This window comes from Actinophytocola sp. (genome assembly GCF_050699915.1).
Lineage (GTDB): Bacteria > Actinomycetota > Actinomycetes > Mycobacteriales > Pseudonocardiaceae > Actinophytocola.
In genome coordinates this window covers 33,380-53,614 of sequence record NZ_JBOHGA010000016.1, presented here as the reverse complement: position 1 = coordinate 53,614, position 20,235 = coordinate 33,380, and the positions used below count along the sequence as shown (strand labels likewise).

Annotated in this window: 21 protein-coding genes and 1 pseudogene; 14 read left to right on the top strand and 8 right to left on the bottom strand. The window is 70.3% G+C overall.

Annotation, left to right across the window (positions count from 1 at the left end):
* Nucleotides 1-252, bottom strand: a pseudogene (locus ACRDSK_RS05230) (N-acetylmuramoyl-L-alanine amidase); the annotation flags it as partial.
* A 91-nt stretch (nt 253-343) separates the two neighbouring features.
* On the opposite strand from ACRDSK_RS05230, the gene ACRDSK_RS05225 reads away from it, so the two are divergent.
* From ACRDSK_RS05225 to ACRDSK_RS05190, 8 genes are all read left to right on the top strand, one after another.
* On the top strand, nt 344-652 hold the full coding sequence (locus ACRDSK_RS05225) for a YbaB/EbfC family nucleoid-associated protein (protein WP_431438767.1): 309 nt from the start codon (nt 344-346) through the stop codon (nt 650-652).
* Nucleotides 653-1,249, top strand: coding sequence for a recombination mediator RecR (gene recR / locus ACRDSK_RS05220; protein ID WP_431438764.1), 597 nt, complete (start codon nt 653-655; stop codon nt 1,247-1,249).
* Nucleotides 1,246-1,752: a uridine kinase family protein gene (locus ACRDSK_RS05215; RefSeq protein WP_431438763.1), complete on the top strand. Its 507-nt coding sequence runs from the start codon at nt 1,246-1,248 to the stop codon at nt 1,750-1,752. The genes recR and ACRDSK_RS05215 overlap by 4 nt, the downstream gene beginning before the upstream one ends.
* A gap of 239 nt (nt 1,753-1,991) precedes the next feature.
* Complete coding sequence (locus ACRDSK_RS05210) at nt 1,992-2,990, top strand: ABC transporter permease (protein ID WP_431438761.1); 999 nt, start codon at nt 1,992-1,994, stop codon at nt 2,988-2,990.
* A 31-nt stretch (nt 2,991-3,021) separates the two neighbouring features.
* Nucleotides 3,022-4,803 (top strand): ABC transporter substrate-binding protein, encoded by a 1,782-nt coding sequence (locus ACRDSK_RS05205; protein WP_431438760.1) that lies wholly within the window; start codon nt 3,022-3,024, stop codon nt 4,801-4,803.
* Nucleotides 4,804-4,907: 104 nt separating this feature from the next.
* Nucleotides 4,908-5,906, top strand: a complete 999-nt coding sequence (locus ACRDSK_RS05200; protein WP_431438758.1) for an ABC transporter permease — start codon at nt 4,908-4,910, stop codon at nt 5,904-5,906.
* Nucleotides 5,903-7,000: an ABC transporter ATP-binding protein gene (locus ACRDSK_RS05195; protein ID WP_431438757.1), complete on the top strand. Its 1,098-nt coding sequence runs from the start codon at nt 5,903-5,905 to the stop codon at nt 6,998-7,000. The genes ACRDSK_RS05200 and ACRDSK_RS05195 overlap by 4 nt, the downstream gene beginning before the upstream one ends.
* Before the next feature lie 12 nt (nt 7,001-7,012).
* Nucleotides 7,013-8,107 (top strand): ABC transporter ATP-binding protein, encoded by a 1,095-nt coding sequence (locus ACRDSK_RS05190; RefSeq protein ID WP_431438755.1) that lies wholly within the window; start codon nt 7,013-7,015, stop codon nt 8,105-8,107.
* On the opposite strand, the gene ACRDSK_RS05185 is transcribed toward ACRDSK_RS05190, so the two are convergent.
* The gene (locus ACRDSK_RS05185; protein WP_431438753.1) at nt 8,104-8,676 is read right to left on the bottom strand and encodes a hypothetical protein; all 573 of its coding nucleotides are present in this window, start codon (nt 8,674-8,676) and stop codon (nt 8,104-8,106) included. The two genes, ACRDSK_RS05190 and ACRDSK_RS05185, sit on opposite strands and share 4 nt — an antisense overlap.
* 77 nt (nt 8,677-8,753) lie before the next feature.
* On the bottom strand, nt 8,754-10,544 hold the full coding sequence (gene leuA / locus ACRDSK_RS05180) for a 2-isopropylmalate synthase (RefSeq protein WP_431438751.1): 1,791 nt from the start codon (nt 10,542-10,544) through the stop codon (nt 8,754-8,756).
* Nucleotides 10,545-10,789: 245 nt separating this feature from the next.
* Here leuA and ACRDSK_RS05175 point away from each other — a divergent pair, with 245 nt between their 5' ends.
* From ACRDSK_RS05175 to ACRDSK_RS05165, 3 genes are all read left to right on the top strand, one after another.
* Nucleotides 10,790-11,089: a hypothetical protein gene (locus ACRDSK_RS05175; RefSeq protein ID WP_431438749.1), complete on the top strand. Its 300-nt coding sequence runs from the start codon at nt 10,790-10,792 to the stop codon at nt 11,087-11,089.
* Between the two features lie 65 nt (nt 11,090-11,154).
* Nucleotides 11,155-11,529: a hypothetical protein gene (locus ACRDSK_RS05170; RefSeq protein ID WP_431438748.1), complete on the top strand. Its 375-nt coding sequence runs from the start codon at nt 11,155-11,157 to the stop codon at nt 11,527-11,529.
* 30 nt (nt 11,530-11,559) lie between these two features.
* Entirely contained in the window at nt 11,560-13,071 is a 1,512-nt protein-coding gene (locus tag ACRDSK_RS05165; protein ID WP_431438746.1) for a FadD3 family acyl-CoA ligase, read from the top strand.
* On the opposite strand, the gene ACRDSK_RS05160 is transcribed toward ACRDSK_RS05165, so the two are convergent.
* The 4 genes from ACRDSK_RS05160 to ACRDSK_RS05145 all read right to left on the bottom strand — a co-directional run bounded on the left by ACRDSK_RS05160 (nt 13,068) and on the right by ACRDSK_RS05145 (nt 16,738).
* Entirely contained in the window at nt 13,068-13,916 is an 849-nt protein-coding gene (locus ACRDSK_RS05160; RefSeq protein ID WP_431438745.1) for a DUF2382 domain-containing protein, read from the bottom strand. The genes ACRDSK_RS05165 and ACRDSK_RS05160 overlap by 4 nt on opposite strands.
* 111 nt (nt 13,917-14,027) lie before the next feature.
* Complete coding sequence (locus ACRDSK_RS05155) at nt 14,028-15,494, bottom strand: CHAD domain-containing protein (RefSeq protein WP_431438744.1); 1,467 nt, start codon at nt 15,492-15,494, stop codon at nt 14,028-14,030.
* Nucleotides 15,495-15,585: 91 nt separating this feature from the next.
* On the bottom strand, nt 15,586-16,032 hold the full coding sequence (locus ACRDSK_RS05150; RefSeq protein WP_431438742.1) for a L,D-transpeptidase: 447 nt from the start codon (nt 16,030-16,032) through the stop codon (nt 15,586-15,588).
* Between the two features lie 112 nt (nt 16,033-16,144).
* Nucleotides 16,145-16,738, bottom strand: coding sequence for a TetR/AcrR family transcriptional regulator (locus ACRDSK_RS05145; RefSeq protein ID WP_431438741.1), 594 nt, complete (start codon nt 16,736-16,738; stop codon nt 16,145-16,147).
* 47 nt (nt 16,739-16,785) lie between these two features.
* On the opposite strand from ACRDSK_RS05145, the gene ACRDSK_RS05140 reads away from it, so the two are divergent.
* Genes ACRDSK_RS05140 through ACRDSK_RS05130 form a run of 3 tightly spaced genes read left to right on the top strand, consistent with a single transcriptional unit; the run spans nt 16,786 to nt 19,489 of the window.
* Nucleotides 16,786-17,934 (top strand): acetyl-CoA C-acetyltransferase, encoded by a 1,149-nt coding sequence (locus ACRDSK_RS05140; RefSeq protein WP_431438740.1) that lies wholly within the window; start codon nt 16,786-16,788, stop codon nt 17,932-17,934.
* Nucleotides 17,931-18,674 carry an SDR family oxidoreductase gene (locus ACRDSK_RS05135; protein ID WP_431438739.1) on the top strand — a complete coding sequence of 248 codons (744 nt, stop codon included), beginning with the start codon at nt 17,931-17,933 and terminating at the stop codon, nt 18,672-18,674. Before ACRDSK_RS05140 ends, ACRDSK_RS05135 begins: the two co-directional genes overlap by 4 nt.
* Nucleotides 18,671-19,489, top strand: coding sequence for an SDR family NAD(P)-dependent oxidoreductase (locus ACRDSK_RS05130; RefSeq protein ID WP_431438738.1), 819 nt, complete (start codon nt 18,671-18,673; stop codon nt 19,487-19,489). The genes ACRDSK_RS05135 and ACRDSK_RS05130 overlap by 4 nt, the downstream gene beginning before the upstream one ends.
* Here ACRDSK_RS05130 and ACRDSK_RS05125 read toward each other — a convergent pair.
* On the bottom strand, nt 19,445-20,218 hold the full coding sequence (locus ACRDSK_RS05125; RefSeq protein ID WP_431438737.1) for a pentapeptide repeat-containing protein: 774 nt from the start codon (nt 20,216-20,218) through the stop codon (nt 19,445-19,447). The two genes, ACRDSK_RS05130 and ACRDSK_RS05125, sit on opposite strands and share 45 nt — an antisense overlap.
* Nucleotides 20,219-20,235 lie beyond the last annotated feature (17 nt).

Here is a 20,235-nt window from a genome sequence, read left to right as displayed (position 1 = left end):
AGCGTTGCCGCCGTTGTGGCCCGGGTCGAGCACGACCACGCCGGACACCGGCCGCGGCGCGGGCTTCGGCGGCGGCGGCTTCGCGGCCGTGCGGGCGGCCGTGGAGGACGGTGGCGCCGAGGAGGTGGTGGGCGGCGGAGACGTGGTCGAGGCGGGCGGCGGCTCGGTGGCCGCCACGGGCCGGCCCGCCTCGGCCGAGCCGCAACCGGCGACGACGAGCAGACAGGTCACCGCGAGAAGGCCACTACGCACGGCGCTCACGATCCCACAACGAAGACACGACTACGCTGGGACACGACACAGGACGAGAGGAGCCGGCGTGCAACCCGGTGGCGTACCCGACATGCAGCAGATCCTGCAGCAGGCCCAGAAGATGCAGGAGCAGCTCGCGGCGGCTCAGGAGGAACTGGCGAACGCCGAGACGACCGGCAGCGCCGGCGGCGGCCTCGTGACCGCGGTGGTCTCCGGCTCCGGCGAGCTCCGGTCGCTCACGATCGACCCGAAGGCGGTCGACCCCGAGGACACCGAGACGCTGGCCGACCTGATCGTCGCCGCCGTGCGCGACGCCAGCAGCAGCGCGCAGCAGCTCGCCGCGGACCGGATGGGTGGCCTGGCCGGCGGGCTGGGTGGGCTCGGCCTGCCTGGTATGTAGATGTACGAGGGCCCGGTCCAGGACCTGATCGACGAGCTCGGCCGGTTGCCCGGCGTCGGGCCGAAGAGCGCCCAGCGCATCGCCTTCCACCTGCTCGGCGCGGACCCGGCCGACGTGACCCGGCTGCAGCAGGCGCTGCAGCGGGTCAAGGAGGGCGTGGTCTTCTGCGACATCTGCGGCAACGTCTCCGAGGAGGCCACCTGCCGCATCTGCCGCGACGTCCGCCGCGACGTGAGCGCGGTCTGCGTGGTCGAGGAGCCGAAGGACGTGCTCGCGATCGAGCGGACCCGCGAGTTCAAGGGGCGCTACCACGTCCTGGGCGGGGCCCTCGACCCGTTGTCCGGCGTCGGGCCCGATCAGCTGCGGGTGCGCGAGCTGCTCGCGCGCATCTCCGACCAGGAGGTCACCGAGGTCATCCTCGCGACCGACCCCAACACCGAGGGCGAGGCCACCGCCACCTACCTCGTCCGCATGCTGCGTGACTTCCCGGGCCTCACCGTCACCCGCCTGGCGTCCGGCCTGCCGATGGGCGGCGACCTCGAGTTCGCCGACGAGCTGACGCTGGGCCGCGCACTGTCCGGCCGGCGAACCGTGTGAGGCTCGGGCCGCCGCGGCTCGGCGCCGTCACGCTCGTGGCGGTCGACGGCCCGTCGGGGTCCGGGAAGTCGACGCTGGCGGACGAGCTCGCCGCGGACCTCGACGCGGTGATCATCCGGACGGACGACTTCGCCACCTGGGACGACCCCGTCGCGTGGTGGCCCCGGTTGCGCGACGGCGTCCTCGAACCACTCGCGGCCGGCCGCCCCGGCACGTACACCAGAACCGAGTGGATCGACGGCGTGCCGCGGCCGGGTGCCGTGATCACTGTCAACCCGCCGAAAGTCCTGCTGCTGGAGGGTGTCTCCGCGGGACGACGATCGGTCCGCCGCCTACTCTCCGCGCTCGTCTGGCGGGAGCTCCCCGACCACGCGGAGCGACTGGAACGGGCGGTCGCGCGGGACGGAGAAGGCTCGCGTACTCCGCTAACGGCGTGGCAACGGTTCGAGGACGGCTGGTTCGCGATAGACGGTACGAAGGCCGCCGCCGACCACAGAATGTGATCAAGACCGGCCGCACCGTGCACAATCTGCGCTCGTGTTCCCGGATCGTAACCTCACCTGGTTAAAGCATGTGGAACACAGGGGCTAGGGTCTGCCACCGAGCGGTGAGATCCCGACAAACCTGAGGAGTGCGTGATGGCTTACCCGCGATCCGCACGACCCGGCCCGACGCGTGCATCGACGCGGCGACGAGCCGGCGTGCAGCCGGCTGGTTCGGGGCGGGCTAGCGAGCGGGCCGCATGACCACACCACTCGAAGTCACCGACGCCGCTGCCGGTGCACCTCCGGAAGCCGCGCTGGCCGGACTCAGCGGCGCGAAGATCCAAGGTCGCTCGCTCGGCCAGATCGCCTGGATGCGACTCAAGCGCGACAAGGTCGCGGTCGGCGGCGGCATCTTCATCATCCTGCTGGTGATCATCGCGATCACCGCGCTGCTCGTGGACCGGGTGTTCGGCTGGATCCAGCCGAACGAGTTCCACCAGGACCTGATCAACCCGGAGACGCTGAGCCCACAGGGCACGTTCGGCGGCATGACCGGGTCCCACCCGCTGGGTGTGGAACCGGTCAACGGCCGCGACATCCTCACCCGCGTCTACGCCGGCTCGTGGATCTCCCTGCTGATCGCGGTCTCCGCGACAATGCTCTCGGTCACCATCGGCACCATCATGGGTGTCGTCTCCGGCTACTTCGGCGGCTGGGTCGACACGATCATCAGTCGCACGATGGACGTCTTCCTCGCCTTCCCCATCCTGGTGTTCGCCATCGCGCTCGCCGGCGTCGTGCCCGACCAGGCCTTCGGGCTGGAGGGTGACAGCCTGCGCATCGTCCTGCTGATCTTCGTCATCGGCTTCTTCAACTGGCCCTACATCGGCCGGATCGTGCGCGGCCAGACGCTGTCGCTGCGCGAACGCGAGTTCGTCGACGCCGCGCGCAGCCTGGGCGGCCGCGGCCCGTACATCCTGTTCCGCGAGCTGCTGCCGAACCTCGTGGCGCCGATCCTCGTCTACGCGACGCTGTTGATCCCCACGAACATCCTGTTCGAGGCGGCCCTGTCGTTCCTGGGGGTCGGCATCCGACCGCCGACCGCGACGTGGGGCGGCATGCTGTCGGAAGCCGTGCGGTTCTACACGCTTCCCCACTTCATGCTCTGGCCCGGTCTGGCGATCTTCATTACCGTGCTCGCGTTCAACCTGTTCGGGGACGGGCTGCGCGACGCTCTGGATCCGCGATCGCGATGAGGTTCCCAACGAGAAGGGGTGCACCCGCAAGATGAAGAGAAAGCGCCTGTTTCCCGCGATCGCCGCCGCCATGGCGGTCGCGCTCGCCGCATCCGCATGTGGCGGTTCCGAGAGCGGCGGCGACGGTGACGGTGGCGGAGGTCCCGAGTCCACCACGGAAGCCGCGTTCAACGCCGGTGTCGAAAAGATCTTCAACCCTTCTGACAAGAAGGGCGGAACGATCAAGTTCGCCAACAACGGCGAGTGGGACTCGCTGGACACGGCCGACACGTACTACGGCTACGCCTGGAACTTCTCCCGGCTCTACGCCCGCACGCTGCTGATGTTCAAGCCGGCACCGGGTGAGGAGGGCAACGAGCTCGTGCCCGACCTGGCCGAGGACATGGGCACCGCGAGCGAGGACCAGAAGACCTGGACCTACAAGATCAAGAAGGGTGTCAAGTTCGAGAACGGCGAAGAGGTCAAGGCGGCCGACGTCAAGTACGGCGTGCTCCGCTCCCTCGACAAGGTCACGTTCCCGGACGGCCCGACGTACTTCAACGACTTCCTCGACCTGCCCGAGGGCTACGAGGGTCCGTACAAGTCGGCGAGCATGAACACCGACCAGGCCATCGAGACGCCGGACGACTACACGATCGTCTTCCACCTCAAGCAGCCGCTGTCCAGCTTCGACTACTTCGCCCAGCTGGTCGCGACCGCGCCGGTGCCGGCCGACGAGGGCGGCAACAAGGGCGCGAAGTACCAGGACCACATCATCTCCTCCGGTCCGTACAAGTTCGAGGACAACCAGCCGGGCAAGAGCTTCGCGATGGTGCGCAACGACCAGTGGGACGCGAAGACCGACGAGTACCGCAAGGCGCTGCCGGACCGGTACGAGGTCACGCTGAACATGAACGCCGACTCGCTCGACCAGGCGGTCATGGACGGCTCGATCAACCTCGACGTGGTGGGTGACGGTGTGGAGCCGGCCGCGCAGGGCACGATCCTGCCCGACCAGGAGCTCAAGTCCCAGGCGGACAACGCCGAGCTGGCGCGTCTCTGGTACACCGGCATCAACCCGACGGTGAAGCCGTTCGACAACATCGAGTGCCGCAAGGCCGTGCTGTACGCGGCCGACATGACCGGCTACCAGACCGCGTACGGCGGTCCGTTCTCCGGTGGCGACATCGCGACGACGGTCATACCGCCGCTGATCCCGGGGTACAAGAAGTTCAACCTCTACGAGACCCCGGACATGAAGGGTGACGTCGACAAGGCCAAGGACGCCCTGACCAAGTGCGGGCAGCCCAACGGCTTCGAGACGAACATCTCCTACCGCAACGAGCGGCCGAAGGAGAAGGCCGCCGCGGAGTCGCTGCAGCAGTCGCTCGGCCGGGTCGGCATCAAGGTGACCCTCAAGGGCTTCGCACAGGGTGACTACTACTCCCAGTTCGCCGGCAACCCGCCGTTCGTGGTCGCCAACAAGCTGGGCCTGGTCATCAACGGCTGGGGCGCGGACTGGAACGACGGCTTCGGCTTCCTCGGCCAGATCGTGGACAGCCGGGTCATCCGGGAGACCGGTGGCTCGTCGAACACCAGCGTGCGGATCCCCGAGGTCGACCAGCTGATCGACGAGGCCGTCAACGAGCAGGACACCGCGAAGCGCGAGCAGCTGTGGGGTGACATCGACCGCCGAGTCATGGAGGAGGCGGTCATCCTCCCGGGCGTCTACGCGAAGAGCCTGCTGTTCCGCGGCAAGGGTCTGACGAACGTGTTCATCAGCCCGGCGTTCAGCATGTACGACTACCTGGCGCTCGGCGTCGAGCAGGGCTAGTCGTCTCTCGTTAGTCCGACCGCGAGGCGGCCGGTCCCCGGACCGGCCGCCTCGCGCACGAGACCGTTCACCGCATTGGATGACTTCCGTTGATTACTTACATCATGAGGCGGCTCGTCGCCGCCGTGGTGCTGCTGTTCATCGTCAGCGCGGTGACGTTCTCGATCTTCTTCCTGGTTCCGCGGCTGACCGGGGCCACCCCCGAGACGCTCGCCACCCGCTACGTCGGGCGTACCGCCACCGAGGAGACCGTCAAGGCGATCGCCGACAAGCTGGGGTTCTACGACTCGATCTTCACGCAGTACGGCCAGTGGGCGAAGGGCGTCGTCGCCGGCGCCGACTACGACCTCGGCGGCGAGGTCGAGCACTGCCCCGCACCGTGCCTCGGCTACTCGTTCATCACGAACCGTCCCGTGTGGCCGGAGCTGATCGACCGAATACCCGTGACGCTCTCCCTCGCGGTCGGAGCCGCCCTGATCTGGGTCGTCGCCGGCGTGTCCATCGGCGTCCTGTCCGCACTGCGGAGAGGCACTGTCTTCGATCGTGGCGCGATGGGCATCGCGCTGGCCGGTGTGTCACTGCCGATCTTCTACACCGGCCTGATCTCGCTCACGATCTTCAGCTACGGCCTGGACTGGACGGCCAAGGCCGGCAGATTCGTGCCCTTCGAAGAGAACCCGGGCGAATGGGCCTACTCGCTGTTACTACCGTGGATAACGCTTGCCTTCCTGTTCTCCGCGCAGTACGCCCGGCTCACCCGGGCGGGCATGCTGGAGACGATGAACGAGGACTTCATCCGCACGGCCCGGGCCAAGGGCCTGCCGGAGAGAACCGTCGTGGTCAAACACGGCCTGCGGGGCGCGCTGACGCCGATCCTGACGATCTTCGGGCTCGACGTCGGCCTGCTGCTCGGCGGCGCGGTGCTGACCGAGTCGGCGTTCTCGCTCAAGGGGTTGGGCCAGTACGCCGTGCAGGCGATCAACGACAACGACCTGCCGAAGGTGATGGGCGTGGTCCTGTGCGCGTCGGTGTTCATCGTCATCGCGAACCTGATCGTGGACCTGCTCTACGCCGTCGTCGACCCGAGGGTGCGGACATCGTGAGTGAGGAAGACATCTATCTCGAGCCGGACACCGGGCTGCCGGCCGCGTCCGAGCCGCCGGTCTCCGGCGCGTACCTGGAGATGCGCGACCTGCGGGTTCACTTCCCGACCGACGACGGTGTGGTGAAGTCCGTCGACGGGCTGTCCTTCCAGCTCGACCGGGGCAAGACGCTCGGCATCGTCGGCGAGTCCGGGTCGGGCAAGAGCGTGACCAGCCTGTCGATCATGGGCCTGCACAAGGAGGGCACCGCCCACATCTCCGGCGAGATCATGCTGAACGGGCGCAACCTCGTCGGGATGGGCAAGGAGTCCGTGCGCGCCTTGCGCGGCAAGGACATGGCGATGATCTTCCAGGACCCGCTGTCGGCGATGCACCCGTACTACACGGTGGGCAACCAGATCGTCGAGGCGTACCGGATCCACCACGACGTCAGCAAGCAGGTCGCGCGCAAGCACGCCATCGAGATGCTGGACCGGGTGGGCATCCCGAACCCGGACTCGCGCCTCGACGACTACCCGCACCAGTTCTCCGGCGGCATGCGCCAGCGCGCGATGATCGCGATGGCGCTGTCCTGCGACCCGGAGCTCCTGATCGCGGACGAGCCGACGACCGCGCTGGACGTGACCGTGCAGGCGCAGATCCTGGACCTCATCCGGGACCTGCAGCAGGAGTTCAACTCCGCGGTCATCATCATCACCCACGACCTGGGCGTGGTCGCCGAGCTCGCGGACGACATCCTGGTGATGTACGCCGGCCGGGCGGTGGAGTACGGCAACGCGGACGACATCTTCACCGAGCCGCAGCACCCGTACACGTGGGGCTTGCTCGGCTCGATGCCGCGGCTGGACCGGGAGCGGACCGAGCGGCTGCTGCCGATCCCGGGCACGCCGCCGAGCCTGATCAACGTGCCCGACGGGTGCCCGTTCCACCCGCGGTGCGCCTACGACAACCTGAACAACGGGCTGAGCGAGACCGAGCGGCCGCAGCTGCGCGACGTCGGCGGTTCCGACGGGTCCGGGCACCAGATCGCCTGCCACCTGTCCGCGGAGAACCGGCTGCGCCTGTGGCACGACGAGATCAAGCCAAAGCTGTAGAACGGGGAGAATGTGACTGCCGAAGCTGAGGCCACCCCGGCGCCCGCCGAGCCGTCGGGCGAGGAGCTCCTGTCCGTCTCCGGGCTGCAGAAGCACTTCCCGATCCGGCGCGGCCTGCTGCAGCGCAAGGTGGCGGCGGTACAGGCGGTGGACGGACTCGACTTCGCGGTGACGAAGGGCGAGACGCTGTCGCTGGTGGGCGAGTCCGGCTGCGGCAAGACGACCACCGGCCGGCTGATCACCCGACTGCTCGAGCCGACCGCCGGGAAGATCGTGTTCGACGGCCGCGACATCAGCCACATCTCGGCCGGCAAGATGCGCCCGCTGCGCCGCGACGTGCAGATGATCTTCCAGGACCCGTACTCGTCGCTGAACCCGCGGCACACGGTCGGCACGATCGTCGGCGCGCCGTTCAAGCTGCAGAAGGTCAAGACCGAGCACGGCGTCAAGAAGGCCGTGCAGGAGCTGCTCGAGCTGGTCGGCCTGTCGCCCGAGCACTACAACCGCTACCCGCACGAGTTCTCCGGCGGGCAGCGCCAGCGCATCGGCATCGCCCGCACGCTCGCCCTGCGCCCGAAGCTGATCGTGGCGGACGAGCCGGTGTCCGCGCTCGACGTGTCCATCCAGGCCCAGGTGGTGAACCTGCTGGAGGACCTGCAGAACGAGCTCGACCTGACGTACCTGATCATCGCGCACGACCTGTCGGTGGTGCGCCACGTGTCCGACCGCGTGGCGGTCATGTACCTGGGCAAGATCGTCGAGCTGGCCGACCGGACGGGCCTGTACGAGCGGCCGATGCACCCGTACACGGTGGCGCTGCTGTCCGCGGTGCCGATCCCCGACACCACCCGCCGCCGCCGCCGCGAGCGCATCCGGCTGACCGGCGACGTGCCGAGCCCGATCAACCCGCCGCCGGCGTGCCGCTTCCACACCCGGTGCTGGAAGGCGCAGGAGATCTGCTCCACCGAGGAGCCGCCGCTGGCCGAGCTGGCGCCGGGCCACCAGGTGGCGTGCCATTTCCCGGAGAACGTCGAGAAACTGACCATCGACCCGGCCGGCATCGCCGCGGCCGCCGACCCGGAGCCGAACGGCGACTCCGACTCCTAGCCCTGCGGACTGTCGCGTTCGGACGGTGCGTGGTCGTAGTAGGCGACCTCCCCGTCCCAGGCGCGACGCAGGTAGCGCACGCCGTCCACCGGGTGAGCTTGCAGCGGCACCAGCAACTGTGCCGGCGCCTCGCCGGGGCCGAGTGTGATCTCCTCGCCGTCGCACGGCCCGGCGACGAGCCTGGCGGTCACCTCCCGTGCGGCGAACGAGCCGGCCAGTTTCTCCAGCCCTGCCCGATACTCCGGCGAGTCGTCCGGCATTCGATGATCGCCGTAGGCGAACGGGTCGTAGTCGCCCTCGGCCACCAGGCGCAGCACAGCCGGCTGGTAGACCAGCTTGACCCGCCAGCTCACCAGGTACCGGGACTGCACGTGCTGCATGAACAGCCGCCGCTGCAGCCGGTGCCGGCCGATCACCGTGACCGACTCGAACCCCATTCCGCCGAAACCGCCAGGCACGAACACCTTCGCGCCAGCGTTCAGCCAGCGCAGACCGGCCTTCGGCGCGTGCGACTCGCCGTATGGGCGGGCCCGGCACACGTTGGCCACGATCAGCCAGACGGGGTCCATGGCAGCCATCTTGCCGGGCCAACCGTCACCGGTGCGTCCGGTTCACGAAGAGTCGCGTCGGACGGTGCGTGGTCGTCTCACCGGTGTGCGCGGTTGATCGCCGAGACCACCGCGCGCAGCGAGGCCGTGACGATCGAGCTGTGCACGCCCACGCCCCACAGGACGCGGTCGCCGACGGTGCACTCCACGTACGCCGCGGCGCGGGCGTCGTCGCCGGCGGTGAGGGCGTGCTCGGTGTAGTCGAGGACCCGCACGTCGTACCCGACCGAGGCCAGCGCGTCCACGAAGGCCGCGATGGGGCCGTTGCCCGAGCCGGTGATCTCGTGCCGGTCGCCCTCCACCTCGACCGAGGCCACGATCTCGTCGTGGCCTTCGCCGTCATCGCTGATGCGGTGCTCGTGCAGCCCCAGCGGCGAGGCGAGCGAGAGGTACTCCGAGGAGAACGTGGACCACATGAGCGTGGGGGAGACCTCGCCGCCGTCGTTGTCGGTGTAGCGCTGGATCACCTGGGAGAACTCGATCTGCAGCCGGCGCGGCAGGTCAAGCTGGTGCTCGGTCTTCATCACGTACGCCACGCCGCCCTTGCCGGACTGCGAGTTGACCCGGATGACCGCCTCGTACGTGCGGCCCACGTCCTTCGGGTCGATCGGCAGGTACGGGACCTCCCACGGGTGTTCGTCGACCGGGTGGCCGCCCCGCGACGCCTGCTCGCGCAGGTGGTCGAAGCCCTTGTTGATCGCGTCCTGGTGCGAGCCGGAGAACGCGGTGAACACCAGGTCGCCGCCCCACGGATGCCGCTCGGCGACCGGCAGCTGGTTGCAGTACTCGACCGTGCGGCGGATCTCGTCGATGTCGGAGAAGTCGATCTGCGGGTCGATGCCCTGGCTGAACAGGTTCATGCCCAGCGTCACCAGGCAGACGTTGCCGGTCCGCTCGCCGTTGCCGAACAGGCACCCCTCGATCCGGTCCGCACCCGCCTGGTAGCCCAGCTCGGCGGCGGCCACCGCGGTGCCGCGGTCGTTGTGCGGGTGCAGCGACAGCACGACCGAGTCGCGGCGCTCCAGGTTGCGGTGCATCCACTCGATCGAGTCGGCGTAGACGTTCGGGGTCGCCATCTCGACCGTCGCCGGCAGGTTGATGATCACCGGACGGTCCACAGTGGGCTGCCAGATCTCGGTGACCGCGTTGCACACCTCGACCGCGTAGGACAGCTCGGTTCCGGTGTAGGACTCCGGCGAGTACTCGAACCGGAAGTCGGTGTCGGTGTACTTGCCCGCGTACTCGAGCACCATCTCCGCCGCCGAGGTGGCGATCTTCTTGATGCCCTCGCGCTCCTCGCGGAACACCACGCGCCGCTGCAGGATCGACGTCGAGTTGTAGATGTGGACGATCGCCTTGTGCGCGCCCTGCAACGACTCGAAGGTCCGCTCGATCAGCTCGGGCCGGCACTGCGAGAGCACCTGGATCGACACGTCGTCGGGTACCGCGCCGTCGGCGATGATCTCGCGGACGAAGTCGAAGTCCGTCTGCGACGCCGCTGGGAAGCCGACCTCGATCTCCTTGTAGCCCATGCGAACCAGCAGCTCGAACATCTTGCGCTTGCGGGCGGGCGACATCGGGTCGATCAGCGCCTGGTTGCCGTCGCGCAGGTCCACCGCGCACCACTGCGGCGCGCGGGCGACCACCTTGTCCGGCCACGTGCGGTCGGGCAGCGAGACCGGCTCGACGAGCTCGCCGAAGGGGCGGTAGCGGTGGATCGGCATGGCCGAGCCGCGCTGGGTGTTCCAGGCGGGCTGGTCGGCGGGTGCCGGGCGGGACGGGACGCGGAGGCTGCTACTCGCAGCGCGTTGAGTGTCCGGAATGGTCATGATGTGCGGGTCTCCTGGCCGGAATCGTGACTGTCGACGACCGGCAAGGCTTCGCCCCGCGGCGGGGAGCCGGTCTGGTCAGGCCCCGTCGCGGCAACGAAGCAGGAGAGCGCGCGCCACGGCCGTCAGCGTAGCGACCGTGTCCAGCACTCGGTAATCGTCATTCCACATAGTGGGCCGAACGGGCCAAGCGATTGGTCCCCCACAGCGGTTTCGTCACACGGCCGTGTGGGCATTCACTCCCCATGACTACTTCTCGATGGGCCGTCAGTTCCGGCCGAGGCACAGCAGCGCGAGTCATCACCGGCATCGGCGTCCTGTTCGCCCTGATCGAGGTCGTCTACATCTTGATGATCTTGTTCGGCGCGAACCAGGCGAACTCGTTCTTCCTGTTCATCAAGTCGCTCGCCGCACCGCTCGCCCTGTTCTTCCCCGGTCTGTTCGATCTCGGCAACTACAATTTGTCAGTGATCGTGAACTACGGCCTCGCCGCCGTGTTCTGGATCGTCGTAGCCGCGTTCCTCGCCAGGCTGGTTTCCCGGTAACCCTTGCCTCCCGGCTGTCTACCCGCTGGTAGCCAGCCGGGGGCGTACCGTGCCAGACTCCCATCATGGCCGCGAAAGCCGAGCGTCCGGAGGACGTCGAGCAGGCACTGAAGCAGGAACCGGCGCGGACACCGCGCCGCAGTCCCGCAGAGGTGCGCGCGTCCGTGGTGGGAGTCGTGGCGGGCCTGATCCGCTGGGTCGGGCTGGCATTCGCGATCGTCCTCGTGGCGCACATCCTGCTGACCGTCGGCAACGCCAACTCGGGTAACGGGATCACGGTCTTCTTCGCCGACGCGGCGCAGCCGCTGGCGCTGGCCTTCCGGAGCCTGTTCACCCCGGAGAACGCCGAGCTGCGCGTGCTGGTCAACTACGGCCTCGCCGCGTTGTTCTGGCTCATCGCCTCGGCCGTCCTGGCCCGCATCGTTCGCCGGCTGGGCTGACGGTCCTAGAACCTGTTCTAGTATGGCCGGGTGGACACCATCCCGGTCGCTCTCGACCGCGCGGCGAGCCGGTTCGGCGACGCCGAGGCGGTCGTCGACGGCGCCCGCCGGCTGTCCTGGTGGCAGCTGCGCGACCAGGTCCACACGGTCGCCCGCGCGCTCGTCGCGGAGGGTGTCGCGCCCGGTGACCGGGTCGCCCTGTGCTCGCCGAACACGCATCACTGGGTGATCGCCGCGCTCGCGGTCACCTACGCGGGCGCCGCGCTCGTCCCGGTCAACACTCGGTTCACCGCGACGGAGACCGCCGACCTGTTGTCCCGCACGGACGCGAGCGCGCTCGTGGTGGCCGGCGAGTTCCTCGGCCGCGACCGCCTCGCCGAGCTGCGTGCCGGCGGCCACCCACTCCCGCCGACCGTCGTGCACGTGCCGCTCGGCGACGCACGACCGTCGGATGCGATCGCCTGGGCCGACCTCGAGGAGCGGGGCGCCGATGTGCCGGACCTCGACGCGCGGGCGGCCGCGGTCGGACCGGACGACGTGAGCGACGTCCTCTTCACCTCCGGCACCACCGGACGCAGCAAGGGCGCGATGAGCGCGCACCGCCAGGCACTCGGCGTGGCGCGTGCGTGGGCGGAGCTGGGCGGGGTCACCGCCGCCGACCGCTACCTGGTGATCAACCCGTTCTTCCACAGCTTCGGGTACAAGGCCGGCATCCTCGTCTGCCTGCTGACCGGGGCCACGATCGTGCCGCAGGCGGTGTTCGACGTCGCCGCTGCGATGCGCCTCGTCGCCGCCGAGCGGATCACCGTGCTGCCCGGCCCGCCGACGATCTACCAGACCATGCTCGACCACCCGGACCGCGCCGAGATGGACCTGTCCAGCCTGCGGCTCGCGGTGACCGGCGCGGCGACCGTGCCGGTGGTACTGGTCGAGCGGATGCAGAACGAGCTGGAACTCGACGCCGTCCTCACCGCGTACGGGCTGACCGAAGCGGTCGTGGCGACGATGTGCCGCCGCGACGACGACGCGGCCACGGTCGCGCACACGTGCGGGAGGCCGGCCGCCGGCTTCGAGCTGCGGATCGAGCCGCCGGCGGGGGAGGTCCTGCTGCGCGGACCGAACGTGATGCTCGGCTACCTCGACGACCCGGCGGCCACCGCGGCCGCGATCGACGCGGACGGCTGGCTGCACACCGGCGACGTGGGCCGGGTCGACGAGCGGGGCTACCTGACGATCACCGACCGGCTGAAGGACATGTACATCTGCGGCGGGTTCAACGTGTACCCCGCGGAGGTGGAGCAGGCGCTCGCCCGGCTGCCCGGGGTGGCCGAGTCCGCCGTGGTCGGCATGCCGGACGAGCGGCTCGGCGAGGTCGGCAAGGCATACGTGGTGCGCCAGGACGGCGCCGCGCTGTCGAGCGACGACGTCCTGGCGCACTGCCGGCGCGAGCTCGCGAACTACAAGGTGCCGCGGGTGGTCGAGTTCCCCACCGAGCTGCCGCGGAACCCGTCGGGCAAGGTCCTCAAGCGACTGTTGCGTTAGCGCTTGCCCAGCCGGCCGGCGGGGTCGTCGACGTCGATCCGCTCCTTGCGGACGTCGCCGCGGACGGTCTCCTCGTCGGTGACGGTGTCCTTGGCCAGCCGCACCTTCTCGACCGCCACGGCCTCCTTGTCCACCACCGGCCGCTCGGCGTGCAGCCGCATCTCCTGCTCGCCGTCGGCGAGGCGCTGGCCGGGCTTCCCGTCGGTGATCGGCTCGCGCTCGAGGTGGACCTCCTCGTGCGACACCGGCACGGTGACCTGCTGGTTCTCGGTGACGACGTGCTTGACCAGCCGCACCCGCCCGGTCTCCACCTGCTCGGTGCCGACCTTCAGCCGCTCCTCGGAGCGGGTCATCGCGGTCTCGTGCCCGGACCGGGCGTGCCGACCGGACAGGTCCCCGCTCATCCGGCCGCCCTGCTGGCCCATCCGGCCGCCGCCGGGCGGCTGCTGTTCGCCTGGCCGGCCTGCGCGCCCGCCGTTGCCGGGTCCGCCGTTGCCGCGTCCACCGGCGCCGCGTCCACCATTGCCGGGCCCGGCAACGCCGTAGTGCTGGTACAGCGCCGCCTGGTCGGCCTCGCTCATCCGGTCGCCCGCGGCCTCGATCCGCGGCGCGTCCTTGACCTGCTCCTTGGGCACCGACACCTGCACCTGGTCGTCGTGCATCTCGGCGCGCTGCAGCGGCACGAACGTCTCCTTCAGGCCGAACAGTCCGGTGTGGACCGAAGCCCACACCGGATCGCCGGTCTGCCCGTCCAGCCACACCTGCTTGACCGAACCGATCTTCTCTCCGCGCGGGTCGACGACCTGACAGTCGTACAACCGGTCGATCATGTTCTGGCCGATCATGGTTCTCCCGCTCCCTTCGATGCTGGATCCTGCGGGAGAAGGAGTTGACCCGAACTGCCTGCGGTTATGCGTGTGCGGCGGGTGATCCACCCGGCCGTGTGACCACAGTGGTCATTTCAGCCACTGTCGGTGCTTCTTGGCTTCGAGCCGGTCCCAGGCGCCGTCGAACCGGTCCGCCGCCTCGTCGGCGCGCATCCGCTGGCGCTCGTGGAGCAACCCGAACGTGAACCCGTTCTCGCCGGCCGCGTGGGCCTGCGCGCCCACCGCGCGCACCACCGGCCGGACGACCACGCTGTCCTGGTGGTCGCCGAGGATCTTGGTGACCTTGCGGGCGCGCTTGCGGGTCCGGTCGGCCGGCTTGCCGACCGCCGGCACGGCGACCTCGGCGGCATAGCGGATCCGCTTGGCCGCCTTGCGCACGTCGTGCAGGGCCTCGTCGGTGCCGTCCAGGTTCGCCACCTTGCGGGCGGTGCGGCGGTAGGTGCGGCGCACGTGCTTGGGCAGCTCCTTGCCCGCGCGCCGGTCCGCCCGCTCGGTCAGCGGCGGGTCGGCGACGAGCCGTTCGAGCTGGTCGAGCAGGCGCAGGTAGCGCTTCGTGCCCAGCGTCTTCACCACGGCACGCTGCGCCTCGGCCCGGGCCGGGGAGAAGTGCCTGGTCAGCTGCGCGGCGACCGGGCCGAGCACCAGCTCGCCGGGCAGCTCGTCGGTGGCCTTCTTCAGCTCGGCGTCCATCACCTCGAGGTCGCGGGCCGGCCCGAGGCGCCCGCCGAGCCACTTCAGCTCGGCACGCAGCCGCTCGACGCGCTCGCGGTCGAGCAGCGGACGGTAGGCCCGCAGCGCAGCACGCAGCCGGCGGGTGGCCACCCGCATCTGGTGCACGGCGTCCGGGGCGTCCCGCCGGGCCAGCAGGTCGTGGCGCAGCAGGGCGTCCAGCTGGCGGGTCACGTAGGCCATGAGCTGGTCGCCGGCGGTGTGGCCGGGCTCGTCGCCGCGCGGGGTGGCCAGCACGCGGGCCAGCTTCGAGCGGTAGCTCGCCGGGCGGAGGCCGGCCTTGCGCAGCCGCTTCTCCGCGCGGTCGAGCAGCGCGGCGTCGGCCTCCTCGGCCAGCTCCACCTCGAGCTCACGCCAGTTGTCCATTGTGGACGAGTTGAGGTTCTCGGCCTCGACGTGGTCATCGGTCAGCTCCGCGAGCTCGGCACCGGACTCGTCCACGAGGCGCCAGCTCGCCCGGCGCGTCGCGATGCGCGCGACCGGTACCAGCGGCACGCCGCGGGTGTAGCCGAGTGTGAGGGCGACCAGCTCGTCCGGCGGCGTGTTCGAGTCGCCGAGCGGGAAGTGGATCTCCTCGCGCGCGTCGGCGCCGGCCGGGGTCTTGAGGTGCCAGCCGGCGTCCTTGCCGCCGGTGCGCTTGCGCAGCGTGATGCCGGCGCGGATCAGCCGCAGGTTCAGGGTGTCGTAGTAGAGGGCGTCGAGCTGCTCGTCTCGCGGTCCGATCGACGTCGCGAGCGCGGTGAGCGACGGCAGCTCCGCGTCTGCTGGCAGCTCGTACTTGCGTTCTCGTTCGGTGTGTGTCCGCATCGTTCTCGCCTACCCCTTCCGGCACCTGGCAAACAGCGGCGAGGCCGGCCAGGGCTGTTCGTCGGCCGACCCCGCCGCTCGCGGGTTGAGGTTACGGCTGAACCGCCACGGTCTCACCCGGCTGCAGCACGTTGAAGAACTTCACCGCCGCCGCGTGGGAGAGATGGATACAGCCGTGGGACAGCTCCGACAGGCTTCCCTCGTGGAACGCGATGCCGCTGTCCGTGAAGAACACCGAGTACGGCATCGGCCCGTTGTAGGGCTTGCTCCAGTGGTCGATGTCCTTCCAGATCACCTTGTACGTGCCGACCGGCGTCTCGTAGCCCGGCCGTCCGCTGGTGATCGGCACCCCGCCGTAGGTGACCTGTCCGGCATCCATCAACCAGGCCCGGTTCGCGCTCAGGTCGATGCACGCGGCCACTTTGCGGCCACAGGGCACCGGTGCCGCGTCCGCCGTGGCCGGAGCCACGACCATCGCCGCCGCACCCATGGCCACCGCACCGGCGGCCAATCCCGCAATCTTCCGCAGCTTTCCCATGATGGACCTCCCAACCGCCCGCATCGCGGGCTCGTGTTCGGTGCTGCTGACGTACGGTTACCACGAATGGGAGCGCTCTAATCACGCTCCGTCAGACTTGTTGTCCCTCCGGTCAGGCCGCCCGGAGTCCGTCGAGGACGAGGGTCAGGTAGTGGTCGGCGAGTCCGTCCGCCGACAGCGGACCGTCCTGCCGGAACCAGCGCACGGCCACCCACACCGAGTCGCGCAGAAACCGGTACGTGACAACGGGATCCAGGTCGGCCCGGAACTCGCCGGACTTCGTGCCGTCGCGCAGCACGGTGATCCAGCTGTGCCGAACCTCCTCTTCGGACTTCGTGAGGTAGCCGAAGCGGGGGAGCGTGCGGAGGTAGTTGCGCTCGTTCTGCAGCACGGTGATCGCCGCGCGGTGTTCGGACAGTGACCGGAACGAGGCACGGACGAGCTCGCGCAGCGTGTCCGCGGGATCGTCGCCGGCCTTGACGATCGTGCGGTAGGTGTCGAGCAGCTCCTCGAGATAGCTGGAGAGCAGCTCGTCGAGGATCGTCTCCTTCGAGTCGAAGTGGTGGTAGAGACTGCCCGACAGCACGCCCGCGGCGTCGCCGATGTGCCGGACCGTGGTGGCCCGGTAGCCCTGCTCGGCGAACAGCTCGGCGGCGATCCGCACCAGCGCGTCGCGCCGCTCGGAGGTCCTGCCTCTGGTTGCCATGTCTCTCGTCTCCCACACCCAAGCGCTAGCTTGGTAGCCTATCAGCCATGGCTGACGCCTTCCTCGTCGACGCGGTGCGCACGCCGGTGGGCCGGCGCGGCGGCGGGCTCGCCGCGGTGCACCCGGCCGACCTGGGCGCGCACGTGCTGGCGGAGCTGTTCGGCCGGGTCCCGCTCGACCCGGCGGTCACCGACGACGTGATCTTCGGGTGCGTGGACACGATCGGGCCGCAGGCCGGCGACGTGGCGCGCACCTGCTGGCTCGCCGCGGGGCTGCCGGAAGAGGTGCCCGGGGTGACCGTCGACCGGCAGTGCGGGTCGTCGCAGCAGGCGGTTCACTTCGCGGCGCAGGCGGTCATGTCCGGGACGGCGGACGTGGTGGTGGCCGGCGGCGTGCAGCACATGAGCGCGATCCCGATCTCGGCGGCGATGCTGGCCGGGCGCGACCACGGGTTCCCCGACCCGTTCACCACCTCGAAGGGCTGGCTCGCGCGGTACGGCGACCAGGAGATCTCGCAGTTCCGCGGGGCGGAGCTGATCGCGGCGAAGTGGGGGATCTCGCGGGCGGAGATGGAGGAGTTCGCGCTGCGGAGCCATTCCCGGGCGATCGCGGCGCGCGACGCGGGCTGGTTCGCCGGCGAGCTCGCCCCGCTCGCGGGGCTCTCGGCGGACGAGTGTCCCCGGGACACGAACTTGGAGAAGATGGCCGCGCTGGCGCCGCTGGTGCCGGACGGCCGGCTGACCGCGGCGCTGGCGAGCCAGATCTGCGACGGCGCGGCGGCGTTGCTGGTGGTCTCCGAGCGGGCGCTGCGCACGCACGGGCTCACGCCGCGGGCCCGGGTGCACCACCTCAGCGCGCGCGGCGGCGACCCGGTGATCATGCTGGACGCGCCGATCGCGGCCACCGCGCACGCGCTGTCCCGCGCCGGACTGTCCATCGCGGACATCGACCTCGTGGAGATCAACGAGGCCTTCGCGAGCGTGGTGCTGGCGTGGCAGCGGGAGACCGGTGCGGACCCGGCGCGGGTGAACGTGACCGGCGGTGCGATCGCGCTGGGCCACCCGCTCGGCGCGACCGGCGCCCGGCTGATGACGACACTGCTCGGCAACCTCGAGCGCACCGGCGGCCGGTGGGGCCTGCAGACGATGTGCGAGGGCGGCGGCCAGGCCAATGTGACCATCGTGGAGCGACTATGAGCCGGGTTGTGTTGGTGACAGGCGGGGCGCGCGGGGTCGGGCTCGGCATCGTGCGTGGGTTCGTCGAGGCCGGGGACACCGTGGTGACCTGCGGCCGGACTCCCGACCCGAGCCTGGACGTCCGCTACCGCCAGGCCGACGTTCGCGACTCGTCGCAAGTGGACGGTCTGGTGTCGGCCGTGGTCGAGGAGTTCGGACGGCTCGACGTCGTGGTCAACAACGCGGGCGGCGCGCCGCCCGCGGACTCCGCGACCGCCTCGCCGCGGCTGCACGAGAAGATCATCGCGCTGAACCTCGTGGCCCCGCTGCACGTCTCGCAGCGCGCGAACACCGTGATGCAACAGCAGGAGTCCGGCGGCGTCATCGTCATGATCGGCAGCGTGTCCGGCACCCGGCCCTCGCCCGGCACGGCCGCGTACGGCGCGGCGAAGGCCGGCCTCGCGAACCTGGCGTCGAGCCTGGCCGTGGAGTGGGCGCCGAAGGTGCGGGTCAACACGGTCGTCGTCGGCCCGGTCCACACCGAGTTGTCCCACCTGCACTACGGCGACGAGGACGGCGTGGCCGCGGTCGGCGAGACGATCCCGGCCGGCCGGCTGGCGACGCCGGCGGACGTGGCGCAGGCGTGCCTGTACCTGGCCTCGCCGGCGGCCTCCTACGTCAGCGGCAGCACGCTGACCGTGCACGGCGGCGGCGAGCGCCCGGCGTTCCTGGCCGCCTCGAACGCGGCGCCGACCCGATGACGGGCCTCGCCGGCCGGGTGGTCGCGGTGACCGGCGCGGGTCAGGGCCTCGGCCGGGCGCACGCGCTGGAGTTCGCCCGGCTGGGCGCGTCGGTGGTGGTCAACGATCTTGAGCTGGCCGAGGAGGTGGTGGCGCCGCTCGGTTCCTCGGCTGTCGCACACACCGCCGACGTGTCCACATGGGACGGAGCGGCGTCGCTGGTCGAGACCGCGCTGTCCGCGTTCGGCCGGCTGGACGTGCTGGTGAACAACGCCGGCATCGTCCGCGACCGCATGCTCGTGTCGACGTCCGAGCAGGAGTGGGACGACGTGGTGCGGGTGCACCTGAAGGGACACTTCCTCACCATCCGCCACGCCGCCGCCCACTGGCGCGCGCGGGCGAAGTCCGGCGCCGCGGTCGACGCCCGGGTGATCAACACCAGCTCCGGCGCGGGCCTGTGGGGCAGCGTCGGCCAGGGGAACTACGCCGCGGCGAAGGCCGGCATCCTCGGGCTGACCCTGGTCGCGGCCGCGGAGCTGGCCCGCTACGGCGTCACCGTGAACGCGATCGCCCCGTCGGCGCGCACCCGGATGACCGAGGAGCTCTTCCCCGACCTGCCGGGCCCGGAGGACGTGGCGCCGCTGGTCGTCTGGCTTGGCGGCCCCGAGTCGGCGCACGTGACGGGCCGCGTCTTCGAGGTGGAGGGCGACCGCCTGACGATCGTCGACGGCCACGCCCGGGGCCCGAGCACCCGCCGCGACCCCGCCGACGTCGGCATGGCGGTCGAGGAGCTACTCGCCGGCGCCGCCGGCCCGGTCCCCGTCTACGGTGCCTGACCGCACGAAGATCCGATCGCGACCGTGTGCTGTGGTCACCCAGCCTTCCGGCGGACTCGAGTGGTCGACGGGTTTGCGGATCACGGCATCGGTTAGGTCGATGCCATCGTGGAAGTCGACGCGGTCGAACTCGGCAGACTCGGTGAACATCGCCGAGCGGAACACCGCGGACCGATGGAACGTGGCGCCACTCAGATCGAGGTCGATGTCTCGCCATGGGGTGGGGCCCGACAGGTGCCGTGCCAGCAGGCGCTGGGCGGTGAGCCGGACCTGCCGTTCCTGCTGTCCCACCGCGTCGTCGGGCGCCGGCACGGTGAACGGCATGCGGAGGTAGGCGCAGATGACGTCGACCACCGTCTGGCGCTGCGTGGGGTTGTCCTCGGCGAGGCGGGCGAGCGCGTGCAGGCCGCCGAGGCGGACCGGTGCGTGCTCGGAGCCCAGCTGCTCGACCGACTTGACGTACAGCTCGGTGATCCGCTGCTCGGTCGCGTCGTGCTCGGTGTGCCACTGGCGGCGCAGCGCCAGCACCAGCGCGACCAGCGCACCGGCGCCCGCGGCCACGGTCAGCCCGGTGCGGATCGCGTCGATGCGCGCCGCCGGCCGGTCCGCGGCGCCCGCGCGGTCAGCCTCCCCGAGCAGCAGGTCGAGCGCCAGCCACGTCGCCGCCACGGTGAGCGCGAACGCGACCACGACGCCGACCACCCACCAGCGAACGCGGACGCCACGCACGCGGAGAATCATGAGCG

What these genes read in the sequence shown, in the direction of transcription:
- ACRDSK_RS05225 (WP_431438767.1), top strand. Translation starts at nt 344, where the DNA reads ATGCAGCAGATCCTGCAGCAGGCCCAGAAGATGCAGGAGCAGCTCGCG.
- recR (WP_431438764.1), top strand. Translation starts at nt 653, where the DNA reads ATGTACGAGGGCCCGGTCCAGGACCTGATCGACGAGCTCGGCCGGTTG.
- ACRDSK_RS05210 (WP_431438761.1), top strand. Translation starts at nt 1,992, where the DNA reads ATGACCACACCACTCGAAGTCACCGACGCCGCTGCCGGTGCACCTCCG.
- ACRDSK_RS05205 (WP_431438760.1), top strand. Translation starts at nt 3,022, where the DNA reads ATGAAGAGAAAGCGCCTGTTTCCCGCGATCGCCGCCGCCATGGCGGTC.
- ACRDSK_RS05200 (WP_431438758.1), top strand. Translation starts at nt 4,908, where the DNA reads ATGAGGCGGCTCGTCGCCGCCGTGGTGCTGCTGTTCATCGTCAGCGCG.
- ACRDSK_RS05185 (WP_431438753.1), bottom strand. Translation starts at nt 8,676, where the DNA reads ATGGACCCCGTCTGGCTGATCGTGGCCAACGTGTGCCGGGCCCGCCCA.
- leuA (WP_431438751.1), bottom strand. Translation starts at nt 10,544, where the DNA reads ATGACCATTCCGGACACTCAACGCGCTGCGAGTAGCAGCCTCCGCGTC.
- ACRDSK_RS05175 (WP_431438749.1), top strand. Translation starts at nt 10,790, where the DNA reads ATGACTACTTCTCGATGGGCCGTCAGTTCCGGCCGAGGCACAGCAGCG.
- ACRDSK_RS05170 (WP_431438748.1), top strand. Translation starts at nt 11,155, where the DNA reads ATGGCCGCGAAAGCCGAGCGTCCGGAGGACGTCGAGCAGGCACTGAAG.
- ACRDSK_RS05160 (WP_431438745.1), bottom strand. Translation starts at nt 13,916, where the DNA reads ATGATCGGCCAGAACATGATCGACCGGTTGTACGACTGTCAGGTCGTC.
- ACRDSK_RS05155 (WP_431438744.1), bottom strand. Translation starts at nt 15,494, where the DNA reads ATGCGGACACACACCGAACGAGAACGCAAGTACGAGCTGCCAGCAGAC.
- ACRDSK_RS05150 (WP_431438742.1), bottom strand. Translation starts at nt 16,032, where the DNA reads ATGGGAAAGCTGCGGAAGATTGCGGGATTGGCCGCCGGTGCGGTGGCC.
- ACRDSK_RS05145 (WP_431438741.1), bottom strand. Translation starts at nt 16,738, where the DNA reads ATGGCAACCAGAGGCAGGACCTCCGAGCGGCGCGACGCGCTGGTGCGG.
- ACRDSK_RS05140 (WP_431438740.1), top strand. Translation starts at nt 16,786, where the DNA reads ATGGCTGACGCCTTCCTCGTCGACGCGGTGCGCACGCCGGTGGGCCGG.
- ACRDSK_RS05135 (WP_431438739.1), top strand. Translation starts at nt 17,931, where the DNA reads ATGAGCCGGGTTGTGTTGGTGACAGGCGGGGCGCGCGGGGTCGGGCTC.
- ACRDSK_RS05130 (WP_431438738.1), top strand. Translation starts at nt 18,671, where the DNA reads ATGACGGGCCTCGCCGGCCGGGTGGTCGCGGTGACCGGCGCGGGTCAG.